Source organism: Streptomyces sp. NPDC102259 (assembly GCF_044766465.1).
GTDB lineage: Bacteria > Actinomycetota > Actinomycetes > Streptomycetales > Streptomycetaceae > Streptomyces.
In genome coordinates, this window is the sequence record NZ_JBIWMA010000002.1 from 494,999 (window position 1) to 521,996 (window position 26,998).

General features: G+C 71.8%; 27 protein-coding genes and 2 pseudogenes. 14 read left to right on the top strand and 15 right to left on the bottom strand.

What is annotated here, in order from left to right:
- Positions 1-183: 183 nt before the first annotated feature.
- Entirely contained in the window at positions 184-1,686 is a 1,503-nt protein-coding gene (locus ACIRPU_RS06710; protein WP_403862594.1) for an LVIVD repeat-containing protein, read from the top strand.
- Here ACIRPU_RS06710 and ACIRPU_RS06715 read toward each other — a convergent pair.
- The 5 genes and pseudogenes from ACIRPU_RS06715 to ACIRPU_RS06735 all read right to left on the bottom strand — a co-directional run bounded on the left by ACIRPU_RS06715 (position 1,674) and on the right by ACIRPU_RS06735 (position 5,567).
- Positions 1,674-2,357 carry a TetR/AcrR family transcriptional regulator gene (locus ACIRPU_RS06715; RefSeq protein ID WP_403862597.1) on the bottom strand — a complete coding sequence of 228 codons (684 nt, stop codon included), beginning with the start codon at positions 2,355-2,357 and terminating at the stop codon, positions 1,674-1,676. The two genes, ACIRPU_RS06710 and ACIRPU_RS06715, sit on opposite strands and share 13 nt — an antisense overlap.
- 216 nt (positions 2,358-2,573) lie before the next feature.
- Positions 2,574-2,717, bottom strand: a pseudogene (locus ACIRPU_RS06720) (hydrolase); the annotation flags it as partial.
- A gap of 428 nt (positions 2,718-3,145) precedes the next feature.
- The gene (locus ACIRPU_RS06725; RefSeq protein ID WP_403862600.1) at positions 3,146-3,817 is read right to left on the bottom strand and encodes a phosphatase PAP2 family protein; all 672 of its coding nucleotides are present in this window, start codon (positions 3,815-3,817) and stop codon (positions 3,146-3,148) included.
- 187 nt (positions 3,818-4,004) lie between these two features.
- Positions 4,005-4,940 (bottom strand): M56 family metallopeptidase, encoded by a 936-nt coding sequence (locus tag ACIRPU_RS06730; protein WP_403862603.1) that lies wholly within the window; start codon positions 4,938-4,940, stop codon positions 4,005-4,007.
- An 81-nt stretch (positions 4,941-5,021) separates the two neighbouring features.
- On the bottom strand, positions 5,022-5,567 hold the full coding sequence (locus ACIRPU_RS06735; protein WP_403862606.1) for a DUF5134 domain-containing protein: 546 nt from the start codon (positions 5,565-5,567) through the stop codon (positions 5,022-5,024).
- A 240-nt stretch (positions 5,568-5,807) separates the two neighbouring features.
- Here ACIRPU_RS06735 and ACIRPU_RS06740 point away from each other — a divergent pair, with 240 nt between their 5' ends.
- Both ACIRPU_RS06740 and ACIRPU_RS06745 read left to right on the top strand, forming a co-directional pair.
- Positions 5,808-7,478 (top strand): FUSC family protein, encoded by a 1,671-nt coding sequence (locus tag ACIRPU_RS06740; RefSeq protein ID WP_403863557.1) that lies wholly within the window; start codon positions 5,808-5,810, stop codon positions 7,476-7,478.
- Between the two features lie 236 nt (positions 7,479-7,714).
- The gene (locus tag ACIRPU_RS06745) at positions 7,715-8,230 is read left to right on the top strand and encodes a MarR family winged helix-turn-helix transcriptional regulator (RefSeq protein ID WP_355701926.1); all 516 of its coding nucleotides are present in this window, start codon (positions 7,715-7,717) and stop codon (positions 8,228-8,230) included.
- Positions 8,231-8,273: 43 nt separating this feature from the next.
- Here ACIRPU_RS06745 and ACIRPU_RS06750 read toward each other — a convergent pair whose 3' ends face one another.
- Both ACIRPU_RS06750 and ACIRPU_RS06755 read right to left on the bottom strand, forming a co-directional pair.
- Positions 8,274-9,038 carry a VOC family protein gene (locus ACIRPU_RS06750; protein ID WP_403862609.1) on the bottom strand — a complete coding sequence of 255 codons (765 nt, stop codon included), beginning with the start codon at positions 9,036-9,038 and terminating at the stop codon, positions 8,274-8,276.
- Positions 9,039-9,204: 166 nt separating this feature from the next.
- A complete protein-coding gene (locus ACIRPU_RS06755) occupies positions 9,205-9,597 on the bottom strand; it encodes a VOC family protein (protein WP_403862612.1) in 393 nt (130 codons plus the stop codon).
- A 74-nt stretch (positions 9,598-9,671) separates the two neighbouring features.
- Between ACIRPU_RS06755 and ACIRPU_RS06760 the strand changes: the two genes are divergently transcribed.
- Positions 9,672-10,211 (top strand): GNAT family N-acetyltransferase, encoded by a 540-nt coding sequence (locus ACIRPU_RS06760; RefSeq protein ID WP_403863560.1) that lies wholly within the window; start codon positions 9,672-9,674, stop codon positions 10,209-10,211.
- 14 nt (positions 10,212-10,225) lie between these two features.
- Here the strand turns inward: ACIRPU_RS06760 and ACIRPU_RS06765 are convergent, their stop codons facing one another.
- On the bottom strand, positions 10,226-10,909 hold the full coding sequence (locus tag ACIRPU_RS06765; protein WP_355701922.1) for a glycerophosphodiester phosphodiesterase family protein: 684 nt from the start codon (positions 10,907-10,909) through the stop codon (positions 10,226-10,228).
- 287 nt (positions 10,910-11,196) lie between these two features.
- On the opposite strand from ACIRPU_RS06765, the gene ACIRPU_RS06770 reads away from it, so the two are divergent.
- The 4 genes from ACIRPU_RS06770 (at position 11,197) to ACIRPU_RS06785 (ending at position 15,127) form a co-directional block, all read left to right on the top strand.
- Positions 11,197-12,594, top strand: a complete 1,398-nt coding sequence (locus ACIRPU_RS06770) for a DUF6421 family protein (protein WP_384120786.1) — start codon at positions 11,197-11,199, stop codon at positions 12,592-12,594.
- A 44-nt stretch (positions 12,595-12,638) separates the two neighbouring features.
- Positions 12,639-13,385 (top strand): SDR family NAD(P)-dependent oxidoreductase, encoded by a 747-nt coding sequence (locus ACIRPU_RS06775; RefSeq protein WP_403863563.1) that lies wholly within the window; start codon positions 12,639-12,641, stop codon positions 13,383-13,385.
- Positions 13,382-14,452 carry a threonine aldolase family protein gene (locus ACIRPU_RS06780; RefSeq protein ID WP_403862616.1) on the top strand — a complete coding sequence of 357 codons (1,071 nt, stop codon included), beginning with the start codon at positions 13,382-13,384 and terminating at the stop codon, positions 14,450-14,452. The genes ACIRPU_RS06775 and ACIRPU_RS06780 overlap by 4 nt, the downstream gene beginning before the upstream one ends.
- Positions 14,453-14,533: 81 nt before the next feature.
- Positions 14,534-15,127, top strand: coding sequence for a transglutaminase domain-containing protein (locus ACIRPU_RS06785; RefSeq protein WP_403862619.1), 594 nt, complete (start codon positions 14,534-14,536; stop codon positions 15,125-15,127).
- Positions 15,128-15,221: 94 nt separating this feature from the next.
- Here ACIRPU_RS06785 and ACIRPU_RS06790 read toward each other — a convergent pair whose 3' ends face one another.
- The gene (locus ACIRPU_RS06790) at positions 15,222-15,950 is read right to left on the bottom strand and encodes a lysophospholipid acyltransferase family protein (protein WP_355701916.1); all 729 of its coding nucleotides are present in this window, start codon (positions 15,948-15,950) and stop codon (positions 15,222-15,224) included.
- Positions 15,951-16,139: 189 nt separating this feature from the next.
- Positions 16,140-16,556 carry a DUF4395 domain-containing protein gene (locus ACIRPU_RS06795; protein WP_403862622.1) on the bottom strand — a complete coding sequence of 139 codons (417 nt, stop codon included), beginning with the start codon at positions 16,554-16,556 and terminating at the stop codon, positions 16,140-16,142.
- A 75-nt stretch (positions 16,557-16,631) separates the two neighbouring features.
- Between ACIRPU_RS06795 and ACIRPU_RS06800 the strand changes: the two genes are divergently transcribed.
- From ACIRPU_RS06800 to ACIRPU_RS06815, 4 genes are all read left to right on the top strand, one after another.
- The gene (locus ACIRPU_RS06800; protein ID WP_403862625.1) at positions 16,632-17,045 is read left to right on the top strand and encodes a thioredoxin family protein; all 414 of its coding nucleotides are present in this window, start codon (positions 16,632-16,634) and stop codon (positions 17,043-17,045) included.
- A 208-nt stretch (positions 17,046-17,253) separates the two neighbouring features.
- A complete protein-coding gene (locus tag ACIRPU_RS06805) occupies positions 17,254-17,763 on the top strand; it encodes a flavin reductase family protein (protein ID WP_403862628.1) in 510 nt (169 codons plus the stop codon).
- 218 nt (positions 17,764-17,981) lie between these two features.
- Positions 17,982-18,770 carry an electron transfer flavoprotein subunit beta/FixA family protein gene (locus ACIRPU_RS06810; protein ID WP_355701912.1) on the top strand — a complete coding sequence of 263 codons (789 nt, stop codon included), beginning with the start codon at positions 17,982-17,984 and terminating at the stop codon, positions 18,768-18,770.
- 50 nt (positions 18,771-18,820) lie between these two features.
- On the top strand, positions 18,821-19,783 hold the full coding sequence (locus ACIRPU_RS06815; RefSeq protein ID WP_355701911.1) for an electron transfer flavoprotein subunit alpha/FixB family protein: 963 nt from the start codon (positions 18,821-18,823) through the stop codon (positions 19,781-19,783).
- A 63-nt stretch (positions 19,784-19,846) separates the two neighbouring features.
- Here ACIRPU_RS06815 and ACIRPU_RS06820 read toward each other — a convergent pair whose 3' ends face one another.
- Complete coding sequence (locus ACIRPU_RS06820) at positions 19,847-20,764, bottom strand: endonuclease/exonuclease/phosphatase family protein (RefSeq protein ID WP_403862631.1); 918 nt, start codon at positions 20,762-20,764, stop codon at positions 19,847-19,849.
- A gap of 179 nt (positions 20,765-20,943) precedes the next feature.
- Here ACIRPU_RS06820 and ACIRPU_RS06825 point away from each other — a divergent pair, with 179 nt between their 5' ends.
- Positions 20,944-22,248 (top strand): DUF6986 family protein, encoded by a 1,305-nt coding sequence (locus ACIRPU_RS06825; RefSeq protein ID WP_403862634.1) that lies wholly within the window; start codon positions 20,944-20,946, stop codon positions 22,246-22,248.
- A gap of 139 nt (positions 22,249-22,387) precedes the next feature.
- On the opposite strand, the gene ACIRPU_RS06830 is transcribed toward ACIRPU_RS06825, so the two are convergent.
- From ACIRPU_RS06830 to ACIRPU_RS06840, 3 genes are all read right to left on the bottom strand, one after another.
- Positions 22,388-22,777 carry a VOC family protein gene (locus ACIRPU_RS06830; RefSeq protein ID WP_403862637.1) on the bottom strand — a complete coding sequence of 130 codons (390 nt, stop codon included), beginning with the start codon at positions 22,775-22,777 and terminating at the stop codon, positions 22,388-22,390.
- 86 nt (positions 22,778-22,863) lie between these two features.
- On the bottom strand, positions 22,864-23,601 hold the full coding sequence (locus tag ACIRPU_RS06835; protein ID WP_403862640.1) for a hypothetical protein: 738 nt from the start codon (positions 23,599-23,601) through the stop codon (positions 22,864-22,866).
- Positions 23,602-23,608: 7 nt separating this feature from the next.
- The gene (locus ACIRPU_RS06840) at positions 23,609-24,646 is read right to left on the bottom strand and encodes a LacI family DNA-binding transcriptional regulator (RefSeq protein WP_403862643.1); all 1,038 of its coding nucleotides are present in this window, start codon (positions 24,644-24,646) and stop codon (positions 23,609-23,611) included.
- 233 nt (positions 24,647-24,879) lie between these two features.
- Between ACIRPU_RS06840 and ACIRPU_RS06845 the strand changes: the two genes are divergently transcribed.
- Positions 24,880-25,851, top strand: a complete 972-nt coding sequence (locus ACIRPU_RS06845) for an ROK family protein (RefSeq protein ID WP_403862645.1) — start codon at positions 24,880-24,882, stop codon at positions 25,849-25,851.
- A 176-nt stretch (positions 25,852-26,027) separates the two neighbouring features.
- Here ACIRPU_RS06845 and ACIRPU_RS06850 read toward each other — a convergent pair.
- Positions 26,028-26,984, bottom strand: a pseudogene (locus ACIRPU_RS06850) (ADP-ribosylglycohydrolase family protein).
- Positions 26,985-26,998: the final 14 nt, after the last annotated feature.

Sequence of the window (26,998 nt, forward strand, 5' to 3'; positions counted from 1 at the left end):
CCTGAAGCAGGCGAGTTGAGGACGGGGATGCCGTCCTCGTCTGGATCTTCGCACCATGGATCGCACCAAGGGGCCGAAAGATTCATTACGAGTGCGTTGCCAGCCCTTGATATGTGCATGATGAAGACGATACTTCGGAGCACCGCGAACCGTTCCACGTGAACGGCGACAAGGGAGGACGCAGTGACCCTGTTGAACGACCTTCGAACGCGACGCAGACGGCTGGGAGTGGCCGCCGCGTGTACCGGACTCCTGGCCGCGCTCCTGACGGCGGTCCCGGCGGCCGCGACCCCCGACCCGGGGGACGGTCCCGCCGTGCAGCAGGAGGTGTCCCAGGGCGCCAGGGCCGAGGCGGCGGCGGCGATCGCCGACGGCGAGATACCCGGGCAGGACGAGATCGTCCACTCCGACAACATCGAGCACCTGACGAACATCCCCAAGGACGCCCTGCCCGGCACCAACTCGGACCTCGCCTTCCAGGGCAAGTACGCCTTCTCCGGCAACTACGACGGCTTCCGCGTCTTCGACATCAGCAACCCGAAGTCGCCCAAGACCGTCGCCCAGGTGCTCTGCCCCGGTTCGCAGAACGACATCTCCGTCTCGGGCGACCTGCTCTTCCTGTCCACCGACTCCTCGCGCAGCGACAGCAGTTGCAACAGCACCACGCAGCCGGTGACCGAGAAGTCCTCCTGGGAGGGCATGAAGGTCTTCGACATCAGCGACAAGGCGAACCCGAAGTACGTCGCGGCCGTCGAGACCGCCTGCGGCTCGCACACCCACACCCTCGTGCCCGAGCGCAAGAACGTCTACATCTACGTCTCCTCGTACTCGCCGAACGTCGCCTACCCGGACTGCCAGCCCCCGCACGACGGCATCTCGGTCATCAAGGTGCCGCGCAAGTCGCCGGAGAAGGCCGCGATCGTGAGCTTCCCCGTGCTGTTCCCGGGCGAGGGTCCGGACGGCGGCGGCAACCCGGGCTCGCCCACCAACCCCGGGGTCTCCAAGACGACCGGCTGCCACGACATCACGGTCCTGCCCTCCAAGGACCTGGCGGCGGGCGCCTGCATGGGCGACGGCATCCTGTTCTCCATCAAGGACCCGGAGCACCCGAAGGTCATCGACCAGGTCCAGGACAACGTGAACTTCGCGTTCTGGCACTCGGCGACCTTCAACCAGAAGGCGAACAAGGTCGTGTTCACCGACGAGCTCGGCGGCGGCGGCGCGGCGACCTGCAACGCGGCGGTCGGGCCGGACAAGGGCGCCGACGGCATCTACGACATCGTCGGCAAGGGTGACAAGCGCAAGCTGGTCTTCCGCAGCTACTACAAGATCCCCCGCCACCAGGCGGACACCGAGAACTGCGTGGCCCACAACGGCTCGTTGATCCCGGTCAAGGGCAAGGACATCATGGTGCAGGCCTGGTACCAGGGCGGTGTCTCGGTCTGGGACTTCACCGACTCGTCCGAGCCGAAGGAGATCGCCTACTTCGAGCGCGGTCCGCTCGACACCCAGGTGCTGAGGGGCGGCGGCTCCTGGTCGGCGTACTACTACAACGGTTACATCTACTCGAACGACATCGCCAAGGGCTTCGACGTGCTGAAGCTCAGCGACCGGCGCACCGACCCCGCCAAGCGGGTCCGGGTCCACGAGCTCAACGTCCAGACCCAGCCGGACTACTTCGACTGACCCTCGCTCCGCGGAGCCGTCGGGTCGGTCGCGAAGAAGCGCGACAGATCGGCGTCATCCCTCCCGCCGGGCGCCTCGGCGTCCGGCGGGACCCCTTGCTCCCGGTCGAGCCGGTAGCGCGCGAACAGTTCGGCGCGCAGGGTCGTGAGCGGCAGGGGCACGTTCGGCAGCACCATCGCGTAGACGGCGCCCATCAGCTGGGAGCGCAGCATCGGGTAGTCGTGGTCGACGTCCTGCGACCCGCGCCGGGCCGCGGTGTCCCGCAGCAGCTCGGCCAGCCGCTGCTGCTCCGGACACTGCACGAACCCCTCGGCCTGCAAGAGGCCCGCCATGTGCTGGCGCATCAGCACCGTACGGTCCCGGGCCAGGCCCAGGATCGCGTCGATGGCCCGCGCCATCCGCTCCCGGCCGTCCTCGGTGCGCGGCTCCCGCTCCAGCGCCTCCTCCAGCGTGCGGTGCATCAGCCGGTGCACGGCCGACTGGACCAGCTGCCGCTTGCCGGGGAAGTAGTACGACACCAGGCCGCGCGCCGAGCCGGCCCGGTCCGCGATGTCGCCGAGCGTCGTCGCCTCGTACCCGCGCTCGCTCACCAGCTCCACCGCGGCTTGAAGGAGCCGCTCCCGGGAACGGCGCCGCAATTCCTCATTGACCGAAGCGCTGCGCGGGGACATCCTGGAACTCCTGCGTTGACTGGCTGCCAGCCAACTATACTCAGGGTCAACCCGGTGGGGTTCCGGTTCGGAGCACACCGGGCTGCCGCCTGCTCTGGGCGACGCGGGGGATCGTCCAGAGTGGGCGTGCTTTTCCCGTAATGGTGGCCTCAGGCGACCGTCGCCGGAGAGCGGGCCGATGCCGGCGGGTCACCCCACCAGGTCCAGCACCGTCCGCAGCGCGCCCGGGCGTTCGGCCGCCGGCAGATGGTCGGCGAGCTCCGACGCGGGCAGCGCGACGCCGGCCGTCTCCAGCGCGGCCCGCAGCCAGGACTCGGCGGACTCGATGCGGAACAGGGTCCCGGAGAAGTCGAACAACACGGCGGTCGTGGGCACGGGGCCGAGTCTACGAACCGGGTGGATCGGGGTGGATCTCACGAGCCCCGCACTCCCTGCCCGCGCCCCTGCCGGATTCACGGATCCCGCGGAGTCGGGCTCGGGACAGTAGCCGGTCGACTGGTTGCCGACCTCGTGCACGTCCGGCCCGTGCGGGGTGCGGCGGAACGAGATCTCGCCCGCGCCGAGAACGTCTTCGCCGCCCGCGCAGGCCACGTGCTCGCTGCGCCGGGGCGCGAGCCGCAGCAGGCCGTCGAGCCCGACGACGTACGTGCACGGCTCCCCGTACTCCTCCATGCCCGCGCCCGCGTCCAGGTCCGCGGCACCGCGGATCACCCGGCCGCCGGCGCCGGGAGTGACCGCGCGCCGGATGTCCTCCGGCCCCACGTAGCCGTAGCGCCGCCCCGGCAGGGTCACGGGCGCCACCGCATGTGCGTCGCGATCGCCAGGGCCACCAGAAGGGCGCCCAGCAGCCATCCGCCCAGGACGTCCGAGGGCCAGTGCACGCCCAGCCAGATCCGGGTCAGTCCCACGCCCGCCACGGAGATCACCGCCACCGCCAGCGCCGTACGCCACACGGCGGGGGTGACGCCGTGCCGGTGCAGCAGCCACAGCAGGAGGCCGCACACCACCGTGGCCGTCAGGGCGTGCCCGGAGGGGTACGCCGCGTAGTGGGCGGAGTCGACCGGGTCGGGCCACACCGGGCGTTCACGGCCCACCCCGGCCTTGAGGGACTGCTGGATCAGCGTGCCCACCGCCGCCGTGACGACCAGCCACCCGGCCGTCCACCAGTCCGAGTGCCGCCACACCAGCCACACGGCGACCGCCGCCCCCAGCAGACGCATGGTCAGGGGGTCCCAGACCCAGTCCGTGAGGATGCGGCAGACCTGGGTCACGTCGGGGTCGGCGACGGCCCAGCGGTGGGTGGTGCGGGAGACGTCGCCGTCGACGGAGATCAGGGGCTGCCAGTCGGCCGCGACCAGGACGAGGAGCAGAGCGGAGCACAGCCCCAGGACCAGGGCGGTCCGGAGCGTGACGCGCAGAGCCGGGAGGCGGGGCGGGGGGTCGACGGACGGATGGTGCATAAGGAGATTTTCGCCGACCGGTGGTACCGGAAGCGAACTCGGCGCGAACGACCCCGGGTTTCCGTCGCGGTCGGGCCCGGGGGCGGGTGGCCAGGTAGTGGGCAGGGGCGGCGGGCAGGGGGGCCGGGCCCGGGCTCGTGGCGCTGGTGGTCGTGGCTTCGGGGTGGTTTCCGCGGAGCCGTCGGGTTCAGCCCAGTGTCCGGAGGGCGGGGACCAGGGTGACCAGCACCGGGACCACCGGCACGAGGGAGGCCGCCGCCGTCAGTCGCAGTCTGCGGGCCGGGGTGAGGCGCCCGGGCGGTGTGAGCAACCGGTGCACACGCTGCGAGACATGGGCCTGCGGGGCGGGGGAGGGGCCGAACACGCCCCGGTCCTCGTTGAGTTCGACCAGCGCCAGCGCGGTCGTCAGCCGGCCGAAGCGCCGGGAGGCCATGTCGTCCGCCGACAACTCGACCAGGCGGTGCATCTCGTCGCGGAACGCGGCGAACACCGGTACCTGCGGAAATCCGGTGGCCAGCGCCGTCGAGCAGTTCAGCAACCAGTCGTGACGTGCCTGGGCGTGCCCCTGTTCATGAGCCAGCACGGCATCCAGCTGACGCCCCTTCAGTCGCCGCAACGCGGCAGTCGTGACCACCAGTTGGGGTGCGGCGCCCGCCAGCCACCAGGCGTCGGGCCGCTCACCCTCCAGGACGAGCAGTCGGCCGGACGTGGACTCCTCGCCCGGCAACAACGGTGCACGCAAACGGAGTTCGGCGTGCCGGGACCGGCGTCCGGCCCGGCTCCGCAGTACCTCCCGTACGAGCATCGCCCCGCTCCACAGCCCGCCGCACGCGAGCGCCACCGCGGTCGCCGCCGCCCAGGGGCCGGTCGCGCCCAGCGCGTACGCCTCCACCACCGAGCGCGGGGCCGGCGCGAAGACATGCCCGCGCACCGCCTGCCAGGCCGCCGCCGCGCTGAGCGTCATCGACAGCGCACAGCACAGCAGGACCGCGGCCACCACGCACTGCCACGCCCACAGCGCGACCACCGGTTCGTGGTCCGGCCAGTCGGCCCGGGCGATCAGCCGGGGGGCGATCACGGCGGTCAGGGCACCGAGCAGCAGCAGTACCGCGGGGACCATCATGGGCAGCACCCTATGAGCGGCGTACCGATCAGGGGTACGGCTTGTCACGGTGAAGTGACGCAGACCACGCCCGAGTTCGGTTCACATCGTCAGCAGCATGGCGAGCATCCCGATCCCCATCGACAGCCGGCACGCCCGCGCCACCTCGGGCCGGTCGCTCCAGGCCACGGCGGCGCCGCCGCCCGCCCCGGCCACCGGCAGCAGTCGGACCCCGGCGAGCAGGACGTACCCGGTGAAGTACAGCAGCAGCGCCCCCGTCAGCAGCGGGACGTCGGAGCCACCGTGTCCGTGCTGGTGCGCGGGCGCGGCGGCCATCACGGCCGCCATGTAGGCCATGGCTGCGGTCCCGACCAGATGGTGCAGATGGTGGACGCCGGCGCGGGCCGCCCACAGGGCCCGCAGCGCGGCCGCCCCGAAGACCGCCGCGAAGGCCGGCCAGGCCCACTGGGGCGGGGTGAACGCGGCCGCGGGCACGGCCATCGCGGCCATCCCGAAGCCCATCAGCGCCTCGCCGCCCGCGGCCCTGCGCTGTTCCTCGACCGCGCTGCGCATCCGCAGCAGGCAGTAGGCCCCGGTCGCCGCGCACAGCGCCACCAGCAGCCAGCCGGGCGAAGCCGGTCCGTGCATGCGCACCTCCCCGCTCGACGTTCGCAATCGAGGGTTGCGATGCCCAGGGCACACCGTGCGCACGCGGGCGCAAGGGTGTACACGGGGAGCATTCGACGGAGCACGATATATTTCACGGGTAAAACACATGCTAAATTAGTAGCCATGAGCAGTGCGACCCCTCCGTGCCCCCGCCCCGAAACGCGCCCCGAAGCCCGCCCTGAAACGCCCACCGCACTGCGCGGCGGTCGGCCCGGCGCCATGCCCGGCGGCAAGCACCGTGGGCGGCGACCCGGACGCCGCCTCCCGATCGCCGGAGTGCTGCGCCTGGGCCGGCCCTCCGACATCTGGTTCAAGCCCGCCCTGAGCGTCATCGCCGCCGTCGCCCCGCCGAACCTGATCCTGCTGGCCCTCGGGCGGCTGGACCTGGCGATGTACACGATGGCCGGGTCCCTGTGCGCGCTGTACGCCCACAACCGCCCCTACGCGGCCCGGGCCCGTGTCCTGGCCTGGGTGGTGCTGGGCATGACCGGCGGCCTGGCGGTCGCCCTGCTCACGGCCTCGCTGACCACCGACGCCGTCGTCCTGGTCACCGTCGGCGCCCTGCTCGCCGCCGCGCAGAAGGCCCTGTGCGACGCGACCCGCCTCGGCCCGCCCGGCAACGTCGTCCTCACCTTCATCAGCTCCGCCGCACTGTTCATACCCCAGAGCCCCGGGCAGGTCCCCGGCCATCTGGGACTGGCGCTCGCCACGGGCGCCTGGGCCTGGCTGATCGGCATGGCCCCCGGGCTGCTGCGGCCGCACGGCCCGGAGCGCCGCGCCACCGCCCACGCCCTGAACACGGCAGCCGCCCACGCCGCCACGGACGGCGCCGGCGACGGCCACGCCCGGACCCGCGCCGCCGCGGCCGCCGCCGTGCACGCCGCCTGGCAGACCCTCCTGTCGGCCCGCGCCACGGAGACCCGCCGAGCCCTGGAGCGTCTCGTCGTCCGCGCCGAGATCGCCCTCGCCGCCCCCGCCGACACCGACCCGAAGCGTCTGCGCGACTGGGCCCGCGACCTGCGCGGCACCGGCCCTGTCCCGCACCCGGCCGACCTGGTGGACGACGACGAACTCCTCGGCGTCGACGCCGAACTCGCCACCGGCCGACCGCCGCTGTGGCTCCGCCTCGGCCCCCTCGCGCCGATCGCCGCACGCACCGCCCTGGGCTGCGCCCTCGCCGGATACGCCTCCCTCGCGCTCGGGATCGGCCGCCCCTACTGGGCCCTCGTCACCGCCGCGTCCCTCTACCAGGCGAACATCACGCTCACCTGGAGTCGCGCGGTCCAGCGCGTCGTCGGCAACCTGGTCGGCGTATTCGCCTTCGCCGCGCTCGTCCCGCTGGCCCATCTCACCCAGGCCGCCCTCGTCCTGATCTGCCTCGCCCTGAACTTCGGCGCCGAGGCGCTGATCAGCCGCAACTACTGGCTCGGCAGCGTCTGCGTGACCCCGATGGCCCTGCTCATCACCGAGTTCGCGCAGGTCCAGGACTCGGGCCGGCTGATCACCGAACGGCTGGTGGACACCCTCGTCGGAGCCGTGGTCGGCTTCGTCGCCGCGATCGCCGTCACCAACCGCAGGGCCGGAGAACGGCTCGGGCACGCGCTGACGGCCGTCGAACGGGCCCGCGAGCAGGCCGCCCGCCTCCTGGCGGAGCCTCGCCCCGCCCCCGGCGCCCTGGAGTCCGCCCGCCGCGGCCTCGCCGCCGCCCTGGTCGACCTGCGCGCCACCGCCGACGCGGCGTCCGGCGAGTGGTGGCAGCGGGCGCTGCCCGAGGAGCGGGTCGTGTCGGCCGAACAGTCCGGACACCGTACGCTCGCGGCGACGGTACGGCGCCAGGGACTGCTCCTGGACCGGGAGGCGAGCACGGGAGCGGAGGACGTACGGCGATGACGGCGACGCAGGGACGGGCGGCGGCCGGGAACGGGACGGGGGAAGGGCCCGCGACCGGGGAAGGACCGTCGGCCGACGACCCCGGAACCACCGGCGACCGCCCCAGGAGCGGCGACGGACCGGACAGCGGCGACGGGCGGCGGAGCGGCGACCGGAAGGGCACCGTCGACCCGGAGCGTCCGCTACAGCCGGTACACACCGTAGATCCGGTAGATCCAGTGCAGCCGGTGCAGCCGGTGCAGCCGGTGAGGAACGACACCGTCGCAGCCGTCGTACGGCAGTGGCAGACGGTCCGGCCCGACCTCGACACCGGCCCCATGGAGATCATCGGCCGCGTCAACCGCTGCGCCGCCCTCCTCCAGCAGGCCGAGGACGCGCCCCTGCGGCGGGCCGGCCTGAGCCGGGCGGAGTTCGACCTGCTCGGCGCGCTGCGCCGCACCGGCCATGAGCTGACCCCCGGCGAACTGGCCCGCGAGACCTTCTCCTCCGGGGCCGCCGTCACCAAGCGGCTCAAGCAGCTCACCGAGCGCGGGCTGGTGGGGCGTCGTGTCGACACCCGGGACCGACGGGTCGCCCACCTCCGGCTGACCGACGCCGGGCGGGACCTCGTCGACGGCATCATGCCCGAGCAGCTCGTCTACGAGAGCGCCGTGCTGTCCGCCCTGGACGACGGCCGGCAGGGTGAACTGGCCGACCTGTTGGGCGAGTTGCTGAGCCGACTCGAGGGACACATGCGGGCGCTGCGGGTCTGAGCGGCGCAGCGGCGCGGGACCGGACCCCGGGATCCGTCGACGTTCACTTCTCGTCTGCCGCCCGGTACACGCCGAACACCGCGCCCTGCGGGTCCCGCAGTACGGCGATCCGTGGCCCGCCCGGCACCGAGGTCGGTTCCATGAGCGTGGTGCCGCCCGCCCCGACCGCCGTCCGGGCCGACTCCTCCACGTCCGCCACCGCGAAGTACGGCAGCCAGTGCGGGGGCACCTCGGGCGGGAACTTCTCGTCCATCGTGATCATGCCGCCGAAGTCCGCTCCGCCGACGCCCCACTGGAGGTAGTTCTCCGAGGAGCGGACCGTCCAGCCGAACACCGTGGTGTAGAAGGTCTCCGACCGGTGGCGATCGCGGGTCAGCAGCTCGACCCAGCCGAGCGAGCCGGGCGCGTTGAACAGCCCGGCGCCCGGGAAGGTCCGCGCCTGCCACAACTGGAACACGGCACCGCCCGGATCGAGGGCGACCACGAAACGACCCACGTCGAAGACGTCCGTCGGGCCGATCAGGACCTTGCCCCCGGCCTCCGTGAGCAGCCGCGCGCTGACGTCCGCGTCGGTCACCGCGAACGACACGTTCCAGGCGCAGGGCTGTGCCTCCTGGTACAGGGGGGTGAGTGCGGCGACGGCCGCCTCGCCGAGGTGCGCGACGGTGTAGCCACCCGCTTCCTGGCGCGGATCGGTCTCCGCGCGCCAGCCGAAGAGCTCCGCGTAGAACCGCTTCGCCGCCTCAAGGCCACTGGTCCCCAGCTCGGCCCAGCAGGGCCCGCCGGGCACGGGCGCGTCGAGCTTCATGGCGTTCCTTCCGAAAGGGACCCCCTCCAGCACGCTATGCCTCGGCCCGCGCCACGGCATCCGGTGGCCGCCGCGGCCCGCACACACGGCCCGGCCTGCCCTGATGGCCTCGCCCTCCACCGGCGAACCACCCCGCCCACCCGGCTGCCGCCAGGCACCACCCTGCTCAGATTCCCGGTCGGTACCGGATCGGATGGTCCGCCGGCACCTCCACCAGGACGATCGGCGTGCCGTCCGGGTCGGCGATCCACATCTCGAGCAGCCCCCACGGTTCCCGTACCGGCGGCCGGACGATCTCCACCCCTTCGGCGCGCAGCTCGTCGTGCGCCGCCGCCACGTCCGGTACCTGGAGCCACAGCCGTACGGCGGGGTCCGGTGGTGTCTCCGAGCGGCCCGAGACCTCCAGGAAGCCACCGCCGAGGAAGTAGACCACCCCGCGCTCCGGCCCCGCCCCGAACTCGCGGTAGACCGCAAGGCCCAGCTGCTCCCCGTAGAAGGCGTGGGAACGCTCGGGATCGGTCGGCCGGAGCAGGGTCCTACTGCTGAGTACGTGCACCATGCAGCCGGAGCCTACCGGCGCAGGGTCTACGCTCGGCGATGCCCCAGCCGAGTCAGAGACCGGAGATCGCGCACATGGACACCGCCGCCACCGAATTCACCTTCCGCGACGCCGTGGACGACGACGTGGACGCGCTCGTCGCGCTCATCGAGTCGGCCTACCGCGGAGACACCAGCCGGGCCGGGTGGACGACCGAGGCGGACATCCTCCATGGGCAGCGGACCGACCCCGACGGCGTGCTCGCGGTCATCAAGGCACCCGACAGCCGGCTGCTCACCGTCGAGCGGCAGGGCCGGATCGTCGCCTGCTGCCAGCTCGAACACCGCGGCGGCCACGCCTACTTTGGCATGTTCGCCGTCAGCCCCACGGTCCAGGGCACCGGCCTCGGCGGGACGGTCATGGCGGAGGCCGAGCGGCAGGCCCGCGAGAACTGGGGCGTCACCGAGATGCACATGACCGTGATCTCCGTTCGCGAGGACCTCATAGCCTGGTACGAGCGTCGCGGCTACCGGCGTACCGGTCGCATGACTCCCTTCCCCTACGGCGACGAGCGCTTCGGCATTCCGCAGCGCGACGACCTCCAGTTCGAGCTGCTGGTCAAGGAACTCGGCTGAGCCTCAGGACCCGCCTAAGCCGTGAAGCGGCCCGTGCGCCTGATCTCGGGGTAGTCGGTGGTCGCGCCGTCGAGTTCCAGGGCGCGGACGAGCCGCAGCTGGTCCTGTGTGTTGACCACCCAGCCGATGATCCGCAGGTCCCGCTTCCGCGCCTCCTCGACGATCTCCAGGGTGAGCCGGCGCAGGTTGAGGCAGACCGTCGCCGCGCCGGCCTCCACGGCGCGTTCGACGATGTCGAGGCCGAAGCGGCTGCCGATGAGCGCGGTGCGCACCCCGGGGACGAGGCGCGCGATCTCGGCGACCGCCTCGTCGTGGAACGAGGACACCTCCACGCGGTCCACCAGGTCGCGCGCGTGCATCACCTCGGCCAGCGCCCGCGCGGCCTGGACGTCCTTGATCTCGGCCTGGAGCGGGAGCCGCACGGCGTCCACGACCTCCTCGAAGAACGGCACGCGCTCCCCGCGGCCCGCGTCGAGGGTGCGCAGCTCCGCGAGCGTCTGGTCGGCGATGGGCCCGGTTCCGTCGGTCGTACGGTCCACATCGGGGTCGTGCATGACCACCAGAGCGCCGTCCTTGCTCAGGTGCAGATCGAGTTCGATGACGTCGAGGCCGGCGTGTTCCGCGGCGACGAAGGAACGCAGGGTGTTCTCGGGCTCGACGCCCATGACTCCGCGGTGACCGATGGTGAGGAAGTTCAAGACACGACTCGCTTCCGTCGACGGCTGGGGCCGGAGGAGCACGCAGCCTAGTGGCCCCGGGCCGCCATGGACATGTGCGTGCACCGAGGGTTCCTCTACCCGCCCCGTGCGAGGATCCGACCCGCCGGACGGGCCCTAGCGGAAGTAGCCGCGCCTTCGGTGTCCGGCAGGAAAAAGTGCGGTGAAGATGCGGGAGGGCAGGATAATTTCCCGAAGGTCCACTTGCTGGAGGAAACCCCCTATGCATACGGTGTCCTGACGCGAGCTTCTCCAGTGAAGGATGGGACATGACGGAAATTCTTGTGCAGGCGACTACGGGGGAGCAGGTTTCTCCGGCGTCCAGGGTGGTGGAGCACCCGGCGTGGCGCGTGCTCAAGGATGCCGTGGAGCGGATCCGGCCCTGGCAGTCGAAGGACGGGTCGATCGACTTCGCGGCCGAGGGCGCACCGCCGCGCGCGGACGCCGAGCAGGCCGTCCAGATCGTGATCGAGGCCGTCGAGGAGCTGTCCCCGCTGCTTCCGCACGACGCCGACTACCACCGGGCGCTCGCCAAGGACCTGCGGGTCTGGGCCGACGGCGGCTTCGAGGTGCCGGACTTCCTCGACTCGCTGCTGGCCTTCCAGCCCGCCGCGAACCGTCGCGACGGGCTCCAGCACCTGGTCGTCTTCGCGATGTACACGCAGAACGGCAACCCGGACCGCAACCTGGAGGCGGTCGTGCTGCGCATGGTCTGGCCGCAGTGGCTGGCCGAGCTGGAGCGCACCCGTTACGACAACCCTCTGTTCTGCGGCATCACCTTCGAGGACTTCACGGCCGGCTACGACACCAACTCCGCCGTCCTCTTCCCGGAGACCATCGCCGTCCGCGAGGCGCCGGAACGTTTCTCCTGGGGTGGCATCTTCTGCGACCGCGAGGCCGCCCGCTTCCGTCGGGTGACCGACGCGGCCGTCGAGGTCCTCGGGCTCTCGCTGCCCGAGGACATCGCCGCCATGGTCCACGACCAGAAGCGCTGCGAGGAGGCCTTCGTCCTGTGGGACATGGTCCACGACCGCACCCACAGCCACGGTGATCTGCCCTTCGACCCCTTCATGATCAAGCAGCGCCAGCCGTTCTGGATGTACGGCCTGGAGGAGCTGCGCTGTGACCTCACCGCCTTCAAGGAGGCCGTGAAGCTGGAGGCCGACGGCGTCCCACAGGCCCGTGACGTGCAGTACGCGGTGCTCTTCGACCGCATGTTCCGCTTCCCGGTCACCGGCGAGCGGGTGCGCAACTACGACGGCCTCGGCGGCCAGCTGCTCTTCGCCTACCTGCACAAGCACGACGTCGTCCGCTGGACCGACAACAAGCTGCACATCGACTGGCAGCGGGCCCCGCAGGTCACCAACCAGCTCTGCGCCGACATCGAGCAGCTCTACCGCGACGGCATCGACCGCCCCAAGCTCGTCCACTGGTTCGCCGGCTACGAGCTGGTCTCCGGCTACCTCGCCCCGCACCCGGGCTCCAAGTGGGCCAAGGGTCCCGACGCCCTGGACCTGACCCAGCCGCCCCGCAAACTCGTGGACGACGTGCTTCCGGACGAGTTTCCGCTGAGCATGTTCTATGAGGCACTGTCCAAGAAGCTGAAGAACGTGATCGCCTCAACCCGGGGCATCACGGCGGACGGCGCCGAGCGGATCGCCGCGTGAGCGACCTGCGTACCGAGAACACTGCTCAGCAGGAGGCGAAGACCATGGGGAACGGGGCTCTCAGCGGTGCGGTGATCGCGGTGGCCGGTGCGGGCGGACCGGCCGGCCGGGCGGCACTGCTCAGGCTCGCCGAGGCGGGCGCGGTCGTCGTCGGCGCGGACAACGACCCCGAGCGCCTGGCGGAGGCCGTCGACGCGGCCCGCTACGGGGCCGGGGGCGCCACCGTCACCGGCGAGCCGGTCGACCTGCTCGACCTGAACTCGACCCGGGACTGGGCGCAGCGCGTCGAGAAGGACTTCGGCCGGATCGACGGCGTCGTCCACCTCGTCGGCGGCTGGCGCGGCAGCGAGACGTTCATCAAGACCAGCCTGGACGACTGGGACTTCCTGGAGCTGCTGCTCGTCAAGACCGTCCAGCACACCTCGCTCGCCTTCTTCGAGGGCCTCCAGCGCAGCGAGATCGGCCGGTACGTGCTGATCAGCGCCGCCGGGGCCTCGAACCCCTCCGCGGGCAACGCCGCGTACGCCGCCGCGAAGGCCGCCGCCGAGGCCTGGACCCTCGCGCTCGCCGACGCCTTCCGCAAGGCCGGGGGCACCGAGGGCCCGACCTCCGCGGCTGCCATCCTGGTGGTGAAGGCGCTGGTGCACGAGGCGATGCGCGCCGACCGCCCCAACGCGAAGTTCGCGGGCTTCACCGACGTCAAGGACCTGGCCGAGGCCATCGCCGGAGTCTGGGAGAAGCCCGCCCCCGAAGTGAACGGACAGCGTCTGTGGCTCACCGAGAAGCCGTGAACCCTCCGAAGACCGACGCGCGACGCCATCACGACCCGGAGGTCCGCGGTTTCGCCAGCGACAACTACGCCGGCGCCCACCCGGAGGTGATGGCCGCCCTGGCCCTGGCCGACGGCGGCCATCAGGTGGCGTACGGCGAGGACGACTACACCGAGCACCTCCAGGGGATCATCCGCAGCCACTTCGGTGCCACGGCGGAGGCCTTCCCCGTCTTCAACGGCACCGGCGCCAACGTCGTCGCGCTGCAGGCGGTGACCGACCGCTGGGGCGCGGTGATCTGCGCGGAGAGCGCGCACATCAACGTCGACGAGGGTGGCGCGCCCGAGCGCATGGGCGGCCTGAAGCTGCTCACCGTGCCCACCCCGGACGGCAAGCTCACCCCCGAGCTGATCGACAAGCAGGCCTGGGGCTGGGACGACGAGCACCGCGCGATGCCGCAGGTCGTCTCGATCACCCAGAGCACCGAGCTCGGCACGCTCTACACGCCCGACGAGATCCGCGCGATCTGCGACCACGCCCACGCGCACGGCATGAAGGTGCACCTGGACGGCTCCCGGATAGCCAACGCCGCCGCCTCGCTGAACGTCCCGATGCGGACGTTCACCAACGCGGCCGGCGTCGACCTCCTCTCGCTGGGCGGGACGAAGAACGGCGCGCTGTTCGGCGAGGCGGTCGTCGTCATCGACCAGGACGCCGTCCGTCACATGAAGCACCTGCGCAAGCTGTCCATGCAGCTCGCCTCCAAGATGCGCTTCGTGTCGGTGCAGTTGGAGGCCCTGCTGGCCAAGGACCTGTGGCTGCGCAACGCCCGCCACGCCAACGAGATGGCCCAGCGGCTCGCCGAGGGCGTGCGGGCCGTGCACGGCGTGGAGATCCTGTACCCCGTGCAGGCCAACGGCGTGTTCGCGCGGCTCCCGCACGAGGTGAGCGAGCGGCTCCAGAAGAAGTTCCGGTTCTACTTCTGGGACGAGGCGGCGGGGGTCGTGCGCTGGATGTGCGCCTTCGACACGACCGAGGAGGACGTGGACACGTTCGTCGCCGCGGTCAAGGAGGAGATGGCGCGGTAGCAGCGGCATCGATTGCATAGGTATGCGGTCACCTGAAAAGTCATTGACTCTCGGGTGATCGCTTTCCTATGCTCTCCCGTCATGGAGCTGATCCAGGAGAACCCCGACCTCTCGGCCTATCTGGCTGCTGACGACGCCATCGACCATCACCACCCGCTGGTGCGGGAGACGGCCGCCCGCCTCACGAAGGATGCGGAGGACTCGTATGGTTATGCGCGCCTCGCCTTCGAGTTCGTCCGCGACGCCATCCCCCACTCGCAGGACGTCGGCGACCCGCGCGTGACCTGGCGCGCCTCGGACGTCCTGGAACAGGCCACGGGCATCTGTCACGCCAAGGCGCATGCCCTCGCCGCCCTGCTGCGGGCCGAGGACATCCCGACCGCGCTGTGCTACCAGCGGTTCGTGCACGACGAGGGCGACGGGTACGCCCTGCACGGACTCGTCGCCGTGCGCTTCAACGGGGCCTGGCACCGCCAGGACCCCCGCGGCAACAAACCGGGCGTGGACGCGCGGTTCTCCCTGGCGGGCGAACACCTGGCCTTCCTGCCCGACCCCGCGGCGGACGAGCTGGACTACCCCGGCCTGTACGCGACACCGCACCCGGCCGTCCTCGGCGCGCTGCGGGCCGCCCCCGACCGGCCGCACCTGTGGAAGACCCTCCCCGCCGCACTGTGACCACCCTGCCGCGGCTCACGCGGGGCGAGGGGCTGTGCGAACGTCCCCCGGCGGGCGCGAAGCCGGCCGGGGAACGTGAAGCGCGCGAACCGCGTCAGCGCGCCTCGGCCTCGCGCACCTGCTCCGGAGTCGGCGCCGTGCCGCCCAGGTGGGCCGGCATCCACCAGGTGTCGTTCGCGTCCTTGGGGCGGACCGGATAGGCGCGCTGAGCGGCCTCCAGGAGCTCCTGGACGCGCTCGCGCAGCTGCCGGGTGATCGCGCCGGCGTACTTGTCGCGGGAGGCCTCGACGGCCTCGCCGACGCGGATGGTGACCGGGGTGTGGCTGCGCTTGAAGTTGCGCGGGTGGCCCTTGGTCCACAGCCGCTGCGTACCCCACAGGGCCACCGGGATCAGCGGGACGCCCGCCTCCTGGGCCATCCGGGCCGCGCCCGACTTGAAGCTCTTGAGCGTGAACGACTGCGAGATGGTGGCTTCGGGGAAGACCCCGACGATCTCGCCCGAGCGCAGCGACTCGAGCGCGTGCGCGTAGGCCGTCTCGCCCTGGTTGCGGTCCACCGGGATGTGCTTCATCCCGCGCATCAGCGGGCCGGAGATCTTGTGGCGGAAGACGGACTCCTTCGCCATGAAACGAACGAGACGTTTCTGCGGGAGCGCGGCCAGACCGTCGAAGATGAAATCGAGGTAGCTGATGTGATTGCTCACCAGCACGGCTCCACCAGAGCGCGGGATGTTCTCCGACCCCTTGCAGTCGATCTTGAGGTCCCAGGCCTTGAACAATGTCTGGGCGAGGCCGACGACGGGGCGGTAGACAATCTCTGCCATGGGCGGGGCGGACCCTTCCTTCTCTTTGCCGGGGAGGCGCTCCCGACGGCAAAGTTACGCAGCCGTAGGTTTACGGCATCTCGCAGATCGTGCCCGAAGAACGGCCGGGGAGCCAGCCCCAGTGCCCGGGAAGGGCGAGATACTCGTCACTTCGGCCCCCTTGATCCACCTCGGGCTTTTAAGTCGTCTTTACTCCGCGCGTACCGCGACGCGCCGCACGAGCAGGTACATCTCGCATCCGAGGCAGTACCCGAAAGCGGCATTGAGGAAGGCGGCCGCCAGCGCCGCCCCGGTCGCCGCGAGACCCAACCAGTCCGGACCCAGCGTGAATCCGACGAGTCCGACCCCCGCGAACAGCAGACCCACCGCCTGCGCGAACCGCGGCGGCTCCGGAGCCTCGAAGTCGGTCGGCGGCCCGATCCGCGGACGCACGGCCCTGCGGAACACCCAGCCGTACGGTGAGCGCCCCACCCCGCCCGCCGCGCCGAGCGCGAACGCCAGCGTCTGCCACGCCAGCAGCCAGGCGTTGCCGCTGATCAGCACGACCGCGAGTACTACGGTCGTCACGGCGGCTCCGAAGCGCGGGCCCCTCGCATCGATGTCCATGAATCAAGCATTCCGCAACGGAAACGATTCCTGGGGTCGGGAATCTTTGCAGTCTCGTGAACGCTGGAGGACCTGATGAGCGGACTGCTGGTGTGCGTGGCGGTGCTCGCCGCGGCGAGCGCCTACGGAGTGCTGCACAAGCGGCGGAGCGGGAGGGTGCGGGTGCGCGGGCGGGACGACGGCAAACGGCTCGGAGCGGACCGGCTCGGCGGCGAACTCGGCGAACGGGCCACGCTCGTGCAGTTCTCCAGCGCCTTCTGCGCGCCCTGCCGGGCCACCCGCAGGGTCCTCGGCGAGGTGGCCGGCGTGGTCCCCGGGGTCACCCACATAGAGATCGACGCCGAGGCGCACCTGGACCTCGTCCGCGAGCTCGACATCCTCAAGACCCCGACCGTCCTGGTGCTCGACGCCGACGGTCGCATCGTCCGGCGCGCCACCGGCCAGCCCCGCAAGGCGGACGTCCTCGCGGCCCTGGGGGAGGCTGTGTGATCCGCCTACGGGGGACGGTGAGGCATCTCCCAGATGCCGGAACGTACTTGACTGCGCGCACCACCTATCGTCAGTCTGACCGTATGCCTGAGGAACTCCTTCTCCACGGACGGGTCCACGTCGACCTGGTCCGTACCGCGAGCGCGCGCTGTCCGGGCCGTTGAGCACCCACGGCCCGGTTCGCCACCTCCCGCAGAAGGACAACCCCATGACGGCCCTACCCGGCCTCGGCTCCCCGCACCTGGCCTCTCCCGACCTCCTGCGCTCCGTCTTCCGCCGGCATGCCGCGGGAGTCGCCGTGATCACCGCCTCCGGTGAGAGCGGCCCGGTCGGCTTCACCGCCACCTCCCTCAGCTCCGTCTCCGCCGAACCCCCGATGCTCTCCTTCGGCGTCGGCACCGGCGCCTCCAGCTGGCCGGTGCTGTCGCGGGCCACGCACGTGGGCGTCCATATACTCGGCGAGCACCAGCAGGCGCTGGCCGCCACCTTCGCCCGGAGCGGCGCCGACCGCTTCGGGGCGCCGACCGTCTGGCGCGACGGCCCGCAGGGTGTTCCGGTCCTGGACGACGTGCTGGCGTGGCTGGTGTGCCGGGTCGTCGCGCGGGTCCCGGCGGGCGATCACCGCATCGTGCTGGCCGAGGTCGTCCTGGGCGATCCGCAGGGTCCGGGGCGTCCGTTGCTCTACCACCAGGGGCGGTTCACCGCCCTGCGGGATTGATCACTGCCCGGCTCTCCTGCGAAGTCGTCGAGTTCCGATTACGCTGCGTTGCAAAGGTCACAGTTCAAAGCGCTTGCTTAGCGGGAACGAACTGGGTGTACTGACGAGTAATATTTTGGTCGGAGCGCGGGCCGCCCCGACCGGGATCGGCCGATTGTGGCGCCTATGCTGCCTGGAAGAAGGCAGCCGAGAACTGACGATGCAGTAGGAGAGCCGGCGTGAGCTTGAGGATCGTTGTCACTGTGAAGTACGTGCCCGACGCCACTGGCGACCGGCACTTCGCCGATGACCTGACCGTCGACCGGGACGACGTGGACGGTCTGCTCTCCGAGCTCGACGAGTACGCGGTCGAGCAGGCGCTGCAGATCTCCGAGAACTCCGACGACGACGTGGAGATCACCGTCCTGACGGTGGGCCCCGAGGACGCCAAGGACGCGCTCCGCAAGGCCCTCTCCATGGGCGCCGACAAGGCGATCCACGTCGAGGACGACGACCTGCACGGCACCGACGCCATCGGCACCTCCCTGGTGCTGGCCAAGGCGATCGAGAAGGCCGGCTACGACCTGGTCATCTCGGGCCTGGCCTCCACCGACGGCACCATGGGCGTCGTCCCGGCCCTGCTGGCCGAGCGCCTGGGCGTCCCGCAGGTCACCCTGCTCTCCGAGGTGTCCGTCGAGGACGGCACCGTCAAGGGCCGCCGGGACGGCGACGCCGCCTCCGAGCAGCTCGAGGCCTCCCTGCCGGCCGTCGTGTCGGTCACCGACCAGTCGGGCGAGGCGCGTTACCCGTCGTTCAAGGGCATCATGGCGGCCAAGAAGAAGCCGGTCGAGGCCTGGGACCTGTCGGACCTGGACCTGGAGGCCGACGAGGTCGGCCTCGAGGGCGCCTGGACCGCCGTCGACAGCGCGACCGAGCGTCCGGCCCGCACCGCGGGCACGATCGTCAAGGACGAGGGCGAGGGCGGCAAGCAGCTCGCCGAGTTCCTCGCGGGCCAGAAGTTCATCTAAAGGCCCTTCGCCGACCGCCCCTCAACTTCGTTTCGCAGGAGAGCAATCCCATGGCTGAAGTCCTCGTCTTCGTCGACCACGTGGACGGCGCCGTCCGCAAGCCCACCCTGGAGCTGCTGACGCTGGCCCGCCGCATCGGCGAGCCGGTCGCCGTCGCCCTCGGCGCGGGCGCCGAGAACACCGCCGCCGCGCTGGCCGAGCACGGCGCCGTGAAGGTGCTGACCCACGACGCGTCCGAGTACGCCGACTACCTCGTCGTCCCCAAGGTCGACGCGCTCCAGGCCGCGGTCGAGTCGGTCTCCCCGGCCGCTGTCCTCGTCCCGTCCTCCGCCGAGGGCAAGGAGATCGCCGCCCGGCTCGCGCTGCGCATCGGCTCCGGCATCATCACCGACGCCGTCGACCTCGAGGCCGGCGCCGAGGGTCCGGTGGCCACCCAGTCGGTGTTCGCCGCCTCCTTCACCACCAAGTCCCGTGTCTCCAAGGGCACCCCGGTCATCACCGTGAAGCCGAACTCGGCCGCCGTCGAGGCCGCCCCGGCCGCCGGCGCCGTCGAGGCCCTCGCGGTGACCTTCTCCGCCCAGGCCACCGGCACCAAGGTCACCGGCCGCACGCCGCGCGAGTCGACCGGCCGCCCGGACCTGACCGAGGCCGCGATCGTGGTCTCCGGCGGCCGCGGCGTCAACGGCGCCGAGAACTTCGCCCTCATCGAGTCCCTCGCCGACTCCCTCGGCGCGGCCGTGGGCGCCTCCCGCGCCGCGGTGGACGCCGGCTGGTACCCGCACACCAACCAGGTCGGCCAGACCGGCAAGTCCGTCTCGCCGCAGCTCTACATCGCCAACGGCATCTCCGGCGCCATCCAGCACCGCGCCGGCATGCAGACCTCGAAGACCATCGTGGCCGTCAACAAGGACGCCGAGGCCCCGATCTTCGACCTGGTCGACTACGGCGTCGTCGGTGACCTGTTCGACGTCGTCCCGCAGCTCACCGAGGAGATCAACACCCGCAAGGGCTGATCACCCGGTAGGCGCGGCACTGTCCGAGGCCCCCGTGACCGCACAGGTCACGGGGGCCTCGGCTCATCCCAGGGTCACCGAGGCCTGCACCGGCAGGTGGTCGCTCGGGTACTGGCCGTCCAGGCGGAAGGTGTCGGTCCACTCACGGTGGACGGTGGCGCCCGGAGTCGCCAGGATCCAGTCGATGCGGTCGCCGTTCGGCGTGAGCGGCTTGTACCCGTGGTACGTCGCATAGGCCCCGCCACGCGCGCGTGCGGTGTCCCAGGTGTCGACCAGCCCGGCGGCCAGCAGCCTGTCGTAGACCGGATTGACGTGCGCGACGGCGTTGAAGTCGCCGGTCAGCAGCAGCGGCAGGGAGCGGTCCGAGCGGGCGATCCGCGCGGCGATCAGGTCGGCGGAGCGCACGCGCGCGTACTGACTGCCGTTGTCGAGATGGGTGTTGAAGACGTAGAACTCCCGCCGCCCGCGCAGATCACGGAAGCGCACCCAGGTGACCATGCGGGGGTACTCCGCCCCCCAGGTGTTGGAGCCGAGCACCTCGGGCGTGTCGGAGAGCCAGAAGTGCCCGTGCTCGACCGGGGCGAGCCGACGGGTGTCGTAGAACACCGCCACCGCCTCCGGGTCCTCCACGCTGCGGCCCTTGCCGATCCAGGCGTAGTGCGGGCCGAGGTCGGCCTCGATGTCGCGCAACTGGGCCGGCAGACCCTCCTGGGTGCCGATGACGTGCGGAGCCGCCCGGCGCAGCAGAGCGCGCATCACCGGACGGCGGACCGCCCAGGTATGGGCGTCCTTGGCGCCCGGGTAACGCAGATTGAAGGTCATGACCTTCAACGGCGGCACGGTCGCGGGCTGAAGCGCCCCGCGCGCCCTCTCGTGCCGGGTGGCGGCAGACCCCGCCGTGCCCAGCACGGGCAAGGTCGCCAGGGCGGCCAACGCCGTGCGCAGCCCCGCCCGCCGGGTAGGCCCCGTGATGCCGGTCATGTATCCCCTCCCCTTGTGAGACAGGATGAAGGTGAGAACGGTTGTGCGGAAGGGGGGTCGGTGGGGCGGTGAGCGCGGGGACCACGCCGTGGACAGGGTGTTGACCGGCCGGAACTCGCACGGATAACTTCGCTCTACGGATTGTTGATTCCGTACAGCGGAAAGTCGGAGGGTGTGGAATGGGTCAGGGCCAGCAGGAGACGGTCGCGACGAGCCTCGCGGGCGCCGTCAGCGAGGAGATCAGCGCCTCCCTCGCCCCGGTCGACGCCGAACTCGACCGCCGTTACCCCGGCGACCCCGGCACCCGTCAGCCCGTCCACACCGTCTACGTCCCCGGCGACGCCTTCGACGCCGACACGATTCGCTCCTGGGGCGACCGGGCCCTCGCCGCCCTCGACGAGCACGCCCCCGACGCGGCCTCCTTCGCCGCCTGTCTCGGCCTCTCCCGGGACCTCGCCGAGCCCGTGTACGCGCGCGTGCGGGCCAAACTGGAGCGCGAGCCCGTCGAGGACCTGCGCGTCGACTTCGAGGACGGCTACGGCCCCCGCCCGGACGCAGAGGAGGACGAGACGGCCGCCCGCGCGGCCCGGCTGATCGCGGAGGCGAACGCCAAGGGCGCCGCGGCCCCGTACATGGGCATCCGCATGAAGTGCATGGAGGCAGCGGTACGCGACCGGGGCATCCGCACCCTCGACATCTTCCTCACCGGCCTGATGGAGAACGGTGGCCTCCCCGACGGCCTGGTCCTGACCCTCCCCAAGGTGACGTATCCGGAGCAGGTCACCGCGATGGTCCGGCTCCTGGAGGCCTTCGAGCGGGCCCGGGGCCTCGACGCCGGACGGCTCGGCTTCGAGATCCAGATCGAGACCAGCCAGTCCATCCTCGCCACCGACGGCACCGCGACGGTCGCCCGCATGATCCAGGCGGCCCGGGGTCGCGCCACCGGTCTGCACTACGGCACCTTCGACTACAGCGCCTGCCTCGGCGTCTCCGCCGCCTACCAGGCCAGCGACCACCCCGCCGCCGACCACGCCAAGGCGATCATGCAGGTCGCGGCGGCCGGTACCGGGGTACGCGTCTCGGACGGCTCCACGAACGTGCTGCCGGTCGGCCCGACCGAACAGGTCCACGACGCCTGGCGACTGCACTACGGCCTCACCCGCCGCGCCCTGGCCCGCGCCTACTACCAGGGCTGGGACATGCACCCCGGCCACATCCCCACCCGCTACGCGGCCGTCTTCGCCTTCTACCAGGAGGGCTTCGCCCAGGCCGCCGAGCGGCTCTCGCGGTACGCCAACCGGGCCGGCGGTGACGTGATGGACGAGCCCGCGACCGCCAAGGCCCTCAGCGGCTACCTGCTGCGCGGCCTTGACTGCGGCGCGCTCGACCTCGCCGAGGTGACCGACGCGACCGGGCTCACCAGGGCGGCCCTGGAGGGCTTCGCGACGCCGCGCCGAGGCGATCTTACGGTCTCCGGGCAGTAGAGGCGGCGGCCGGCGCGGGGCGGCCGCCAGGCCTGCTCCCGCGGTGGCCGGCCGGAGGAGCAAGGCGTCCTCGTTGAGGACCGGCACCGTTCGACGGCGTCGTGCAACCCCTGCTCCACCGGCCTTCGTTCAGCGGTGACTACTGCTGCGGGAGTTCGTACGGACGCGTGATGATCTCCATGCCGTGCCCGGCCGGATCCATGAAGTACACGCCCCGGCCGCCGTGGTGACGGTTGATCTCGCCCGGCTGCTTTCCGTGCGGGTCGGCGAAGTACGTGATCCCCGCCCGCTCGATCCGTTCGAAGGCCGCGTCGAACTCCTCGTCCGAGACGAGGAACGCGTAGTGCTGCATGACGATCGACTCCACCGGGATGGCGGCGAAGTCCAGGGTGACGCCGTTGCTGGTGCTCACCGGGACGAACGGGCCCCACTCGGCCCCGACTTCGAGTCCCAGGACGTGGGCGAGGAACTCGGCGGACTCCCGGTTGTCACGGGAGTGGATGATGGTGTGGTTCAACTCGACTGACATGTGTGGAATGCCTCCGTAAGGCAAACTCACGGGCGCCTCCATGCCTCACCCGGTCGGTGACCGACACGCGACGCCGTTCGATCACTTTAACGGACGCGCAGGTGTTCCAGGCCGGACGCGATCACCAACTTCTCCTCCGCGAACAGACGGGTGCCTTCCGCGCACCGCCCGGCGTCGGCCCGCGCGCGGGCGCAGAACTCCTCCGGCGTCGTCCCGAACAGCTGCCGCAACGCCGGTGACCGCGTGAGGAGTTCGGTGATCAGGACGCGCTGCCCGGGATGCCTGCGCGGGACGCCGTCGCCGTCGTGCAGGACACCGTGATGGTTCACGTACGCGAACGCGTCGAGGAGTGCCTCGCCGTTCTCCAGCTCGACCCGGAAGCCCGGCGCGGGCAGCAGGACCCGGTCGTAGTTCGGCTCCGTCGCGTCGATGAGGGCGAGTTGTTCCGGGTCGAGCCAGATGACGAACAACTCCGCTGTGACGCCGGGGGCGTCGACCGGGGACGCGGAGATGTAGCCGAGGCGGCTGACATGCGCCGAGACGCCGATGTCGATCCCCGTGACCCGGGCCCTCACCATGGGGACGGGTGAGGTGACCGCGAACTCGGCCATCTTGTACCGCAGTTGGGCGGGACTGGCGTTGGAGCCGACGGCCACGACCGGAGTACGGCCGGGATGCGTCAGCCGGTCCAGCGGCAGCAGCTCGTCCCCGCGGAGCAGCCCGGACGCGGCCGGCCAGGCGCCGGGATAGCTCAGCGGGTGGTCGCGCGGCGCGTCGGCCAGGCCCAGCGCCCGAAGGGTGCGGTGCTCGTCGTGGGCGTCCATGGCCGTCTCAGTCGGCCGGCGGCAGCTCGCCCGAGCCGCGCGTGACGAGCCGGGTCGGCAGTTCGATGCGCTCGGGGGTGATCAGCGTGCCGTCCAGCTGCCCGAACAGGCGCTCCGCGGCGGTCCGGCCGAGCGTGGCCGCGTCCTGGGCGATCACGGTGACCCCCGGCTGGAGCAGGTCGGCGAGCTCCAGGTCGTCGAAGGCCACCAGGGCGACCGGGCGGCTCCGCTCGGCGAGCACCCGGATCACGGTGACCGTCACCCGGTTGTTGCCCGAGAAGATCGCCGTGACCGGCGCGGGCCCGGACAGCATCTCCTCGGCCGCGCGGCGCACCCGCAGGGGATCGGTCGCGCCCAGCGACATCCAGGCGTCCTCGACCGGTATGCCCGCGTCCTCCATCGCCGTCCGGTAACCGCGCAGCCGCTCGGCGGCGGTGTGGATGCGGGGCATGTCGCCGATGAAGCCGATCCGGCGGTGCCCGTGCGCCACCAGATGGGTCACGCCCTCGTGGGCGCCGCCGAAGTTGTCCGACAGGACGCAGTCGGCGTCGATCTGCCCGGCCGGCCGGTCCACGAACACCGTGGCGACGCCCGCCTTGATCTCGGGCTCCAGGTACCGGTGGTCGTCACCGGCGGGGATGACCACCAGGCCGTCCACCCGGCGCGCGCACAGCGCCAGGGCCAGCTCCTGCTCCCGGTCCGGGTCCTCGGCGCTGGAGCCGTTGATGAGCAGCGCGCCGTGGGCGCGGGCCACCTCCTCCACCGCGCGGCTGAGCGGCCCGTAGAACGGGTCGGCGAGATCCTCCAGGACCAGGCCGATACTGGCGGTGCTGCCCTTGCGCAGCACCCGGGCGCTGTCGTTGCGGCGGAAGCCGAGCGCGTCGATGGCCTCCTGGACCCGGCGCTCCGTCTCGGGCGTGACGCCCGGTTCGCCGTTCACCACCCGCGAGACCGTCTTGAGGCCGACTCCGGCGCGAGCGGCGACGTCCTTCATGGTGGGACGGTTGCCGTAGCGGCTCTCGGGCCGGCGCTGCGTCTCGGGCACGATGCTGTGTCCTGTCCTGTCGTCCACGGGAGGTCGGATATGCACGCCGTCCACAAAATGTTGCGCACGGGGATGCGAGGTCCCGGGGTTTGTATGAGGATGTGGCGTCGAGCATAGAGCCTGGACAACGTTGTCAGATGCGGGAGACACTGTCCACCGCAATCTCCGGCCCGCGTTCCCCAACCGCTGGACCGGCCAGCCCTTTCCATGGTGGACCGGGAGAAACCAGACTGATGTACACCGACCTCGTGGCCGCGCTCGACATCGGCGGCACCAAGATCGCCGGAGCGCTGGTGGACGGCGACGGCACGATCCTGGCCCGCGCGCAGCGCCCCACGCCCGCTCAGGAGGACGGCGACACCGTGATGCGGGCCGTCGAGGAGGCGCTGGCGGAGCTGACCGTGTCCCCGCTGTGGGGGCGCGTCCGAGCCGTCGGCATCGGCAGCGCGGGCCCGGTGGACGCCTCGGCGGGCACGGTCAGCCCGGTGAACGTGCCCGGCTGGCGCGACTTTCCGCTGGTCGACCGGGTCCGGGCGGCGACGGGGAACCTCCCGGTCGAGCTCATCGGCGACGGCGTGGCGATCACGGCGGCCGAACACTGGCAGGGCGCCGCCCGCGGGCACGACAACGCGCTGTGCATGGTGGTCTCCACCGGCGTCGGCGGCGGCCTGGTGCTGGGCGGCCGGCTGCACCCCGGCCCCACCGGCAACGCCGGCCACATCGGCCACATCAGCGTCGAACTCGACGGCGACGTGTGCCCGTGCGGCGCACGCGGCTGCGTGGAACGCATCGCGAGCGGCCCCAACATCGCCCGGCGGGCCCTGGAGAACGGCTGGCTGCCCGGCCCCGACGGCGACACCTCCGCGGCCGCGGTGGCCGCCGCCGCCCGCGCGGGCGACCCGGTCGCCGTGGCCTCCTTCGAACGGGCCGCCCAGGCCCTGGCCGCCGGAATCGCGGCCACGGCGACCCTCGTCGAGATCGACATCGCGGTGGTCGGCGGGGGCGTGGGCAAGGCGGGCGAGGTGCTCTTCGCCCCCCTGCGCCGGGCGCTCCGCGACTACGCCACCCTCTCCTTCGTCCAGCGCCTGACCGTCACGCCCGCGCAGATGGGCACGGACGCGGGCCTGGTGGGAGCGGCGGCGGCAGCGCTGTCGAGGAGCGCGGAGGCCGGGGCGGCGGCGGGCGCCACGGCGGCGGGAGTCTGACGCCGACGGGCGACCCCCTGAAGGAACGTTCCGGCGTCGAGGCGGAGTGTGGGGCGGTGGCGGACCGGCTTGCCAGTGTTCGTGTAGGTGCTCCTGCCGGTGCTCGTGTCGGTGTTCGCCGTGGGTGACCGGGGGCGGCGCGGACGGGCGTCTGCGTGGCGGTCGGCCGGGTGGCGTTACTCGGTGACGTGGCGGGCGTGGCGGACCGGTGTGCCGGCTGCCGTGACGGGGGTCCAGCCGCTCCAGGCGGGGATGGCCTCGCGTGCCTGCCGCCAGTCGGCGGGGACGCCGTCCGTGCCGGTCCGGGACGCGACGACGCCTCCCACGATGGCGCAGGTCGTGTCGCGGTCGCCCCACCCGCCGACGGTCTGCTATAGCGCCTCGGGCAGGTCGTCCAGGTGTCCCGCGGCGGACCAGAGGGCGAACGGCACCGTGTCCGGGGCCGAGATCAGCGTCCCCGAGCCCAGCACGGACGCCGCGTGGCGCACCGAGGTGCGTTCGGGGAATCCCGCGGCCACCAGCAGTCCGGAGCGGACGTCGCTGACCGGCAGGTAGTCAGCGACCTCTCGCAGGAACGAGGCACGCGGAGGGACGTCCCCACCCGCACCAGCGGCCGCCAGCGCGGCGGCGACCGCCACGGCCACCGCGCCCGCGACCGCCTCGGGGTGGGCATGGGTGGCCAGCGCGGACAGCCGGGCCTGCTCGCGGGCCGCGGCGAGGTCGTCCATGAACCAGGCGCCCAGCGGGGCGACCCGCATCGCGGCGCCGTTGCCGTACGAACCCTGTCCGCCGAACTGTCCCGTCGTCACCGCCCGCCAGTCCTCGCCCTCGCCGACGCGCCGCAGCACGCTGTGCATGGACGGGCCGTACTGACGGCCCGGGTCGCGGCGGTACTCGGCGGCGAACTGCCGTGCCAGGTCGCCCGGACGGACCTCCCCGTGCTCCGTCAGATGGGCGAACAGGACGAACGCCATCGCCGAGTCGTCCGTCCACGGCCACGGCGCGGGACGCGGCTCGCGTGCAGCCCACAACTCCTCGGCCGGCTCGTCGGAGCGGATGAACCAGCTGTCGCCGAAGGCGTCGCCCGTCACAAGGCCGTCCAAGGCGGCATGGGCATGCTGTGGGCCGATCATGGCGAAACTCCTCA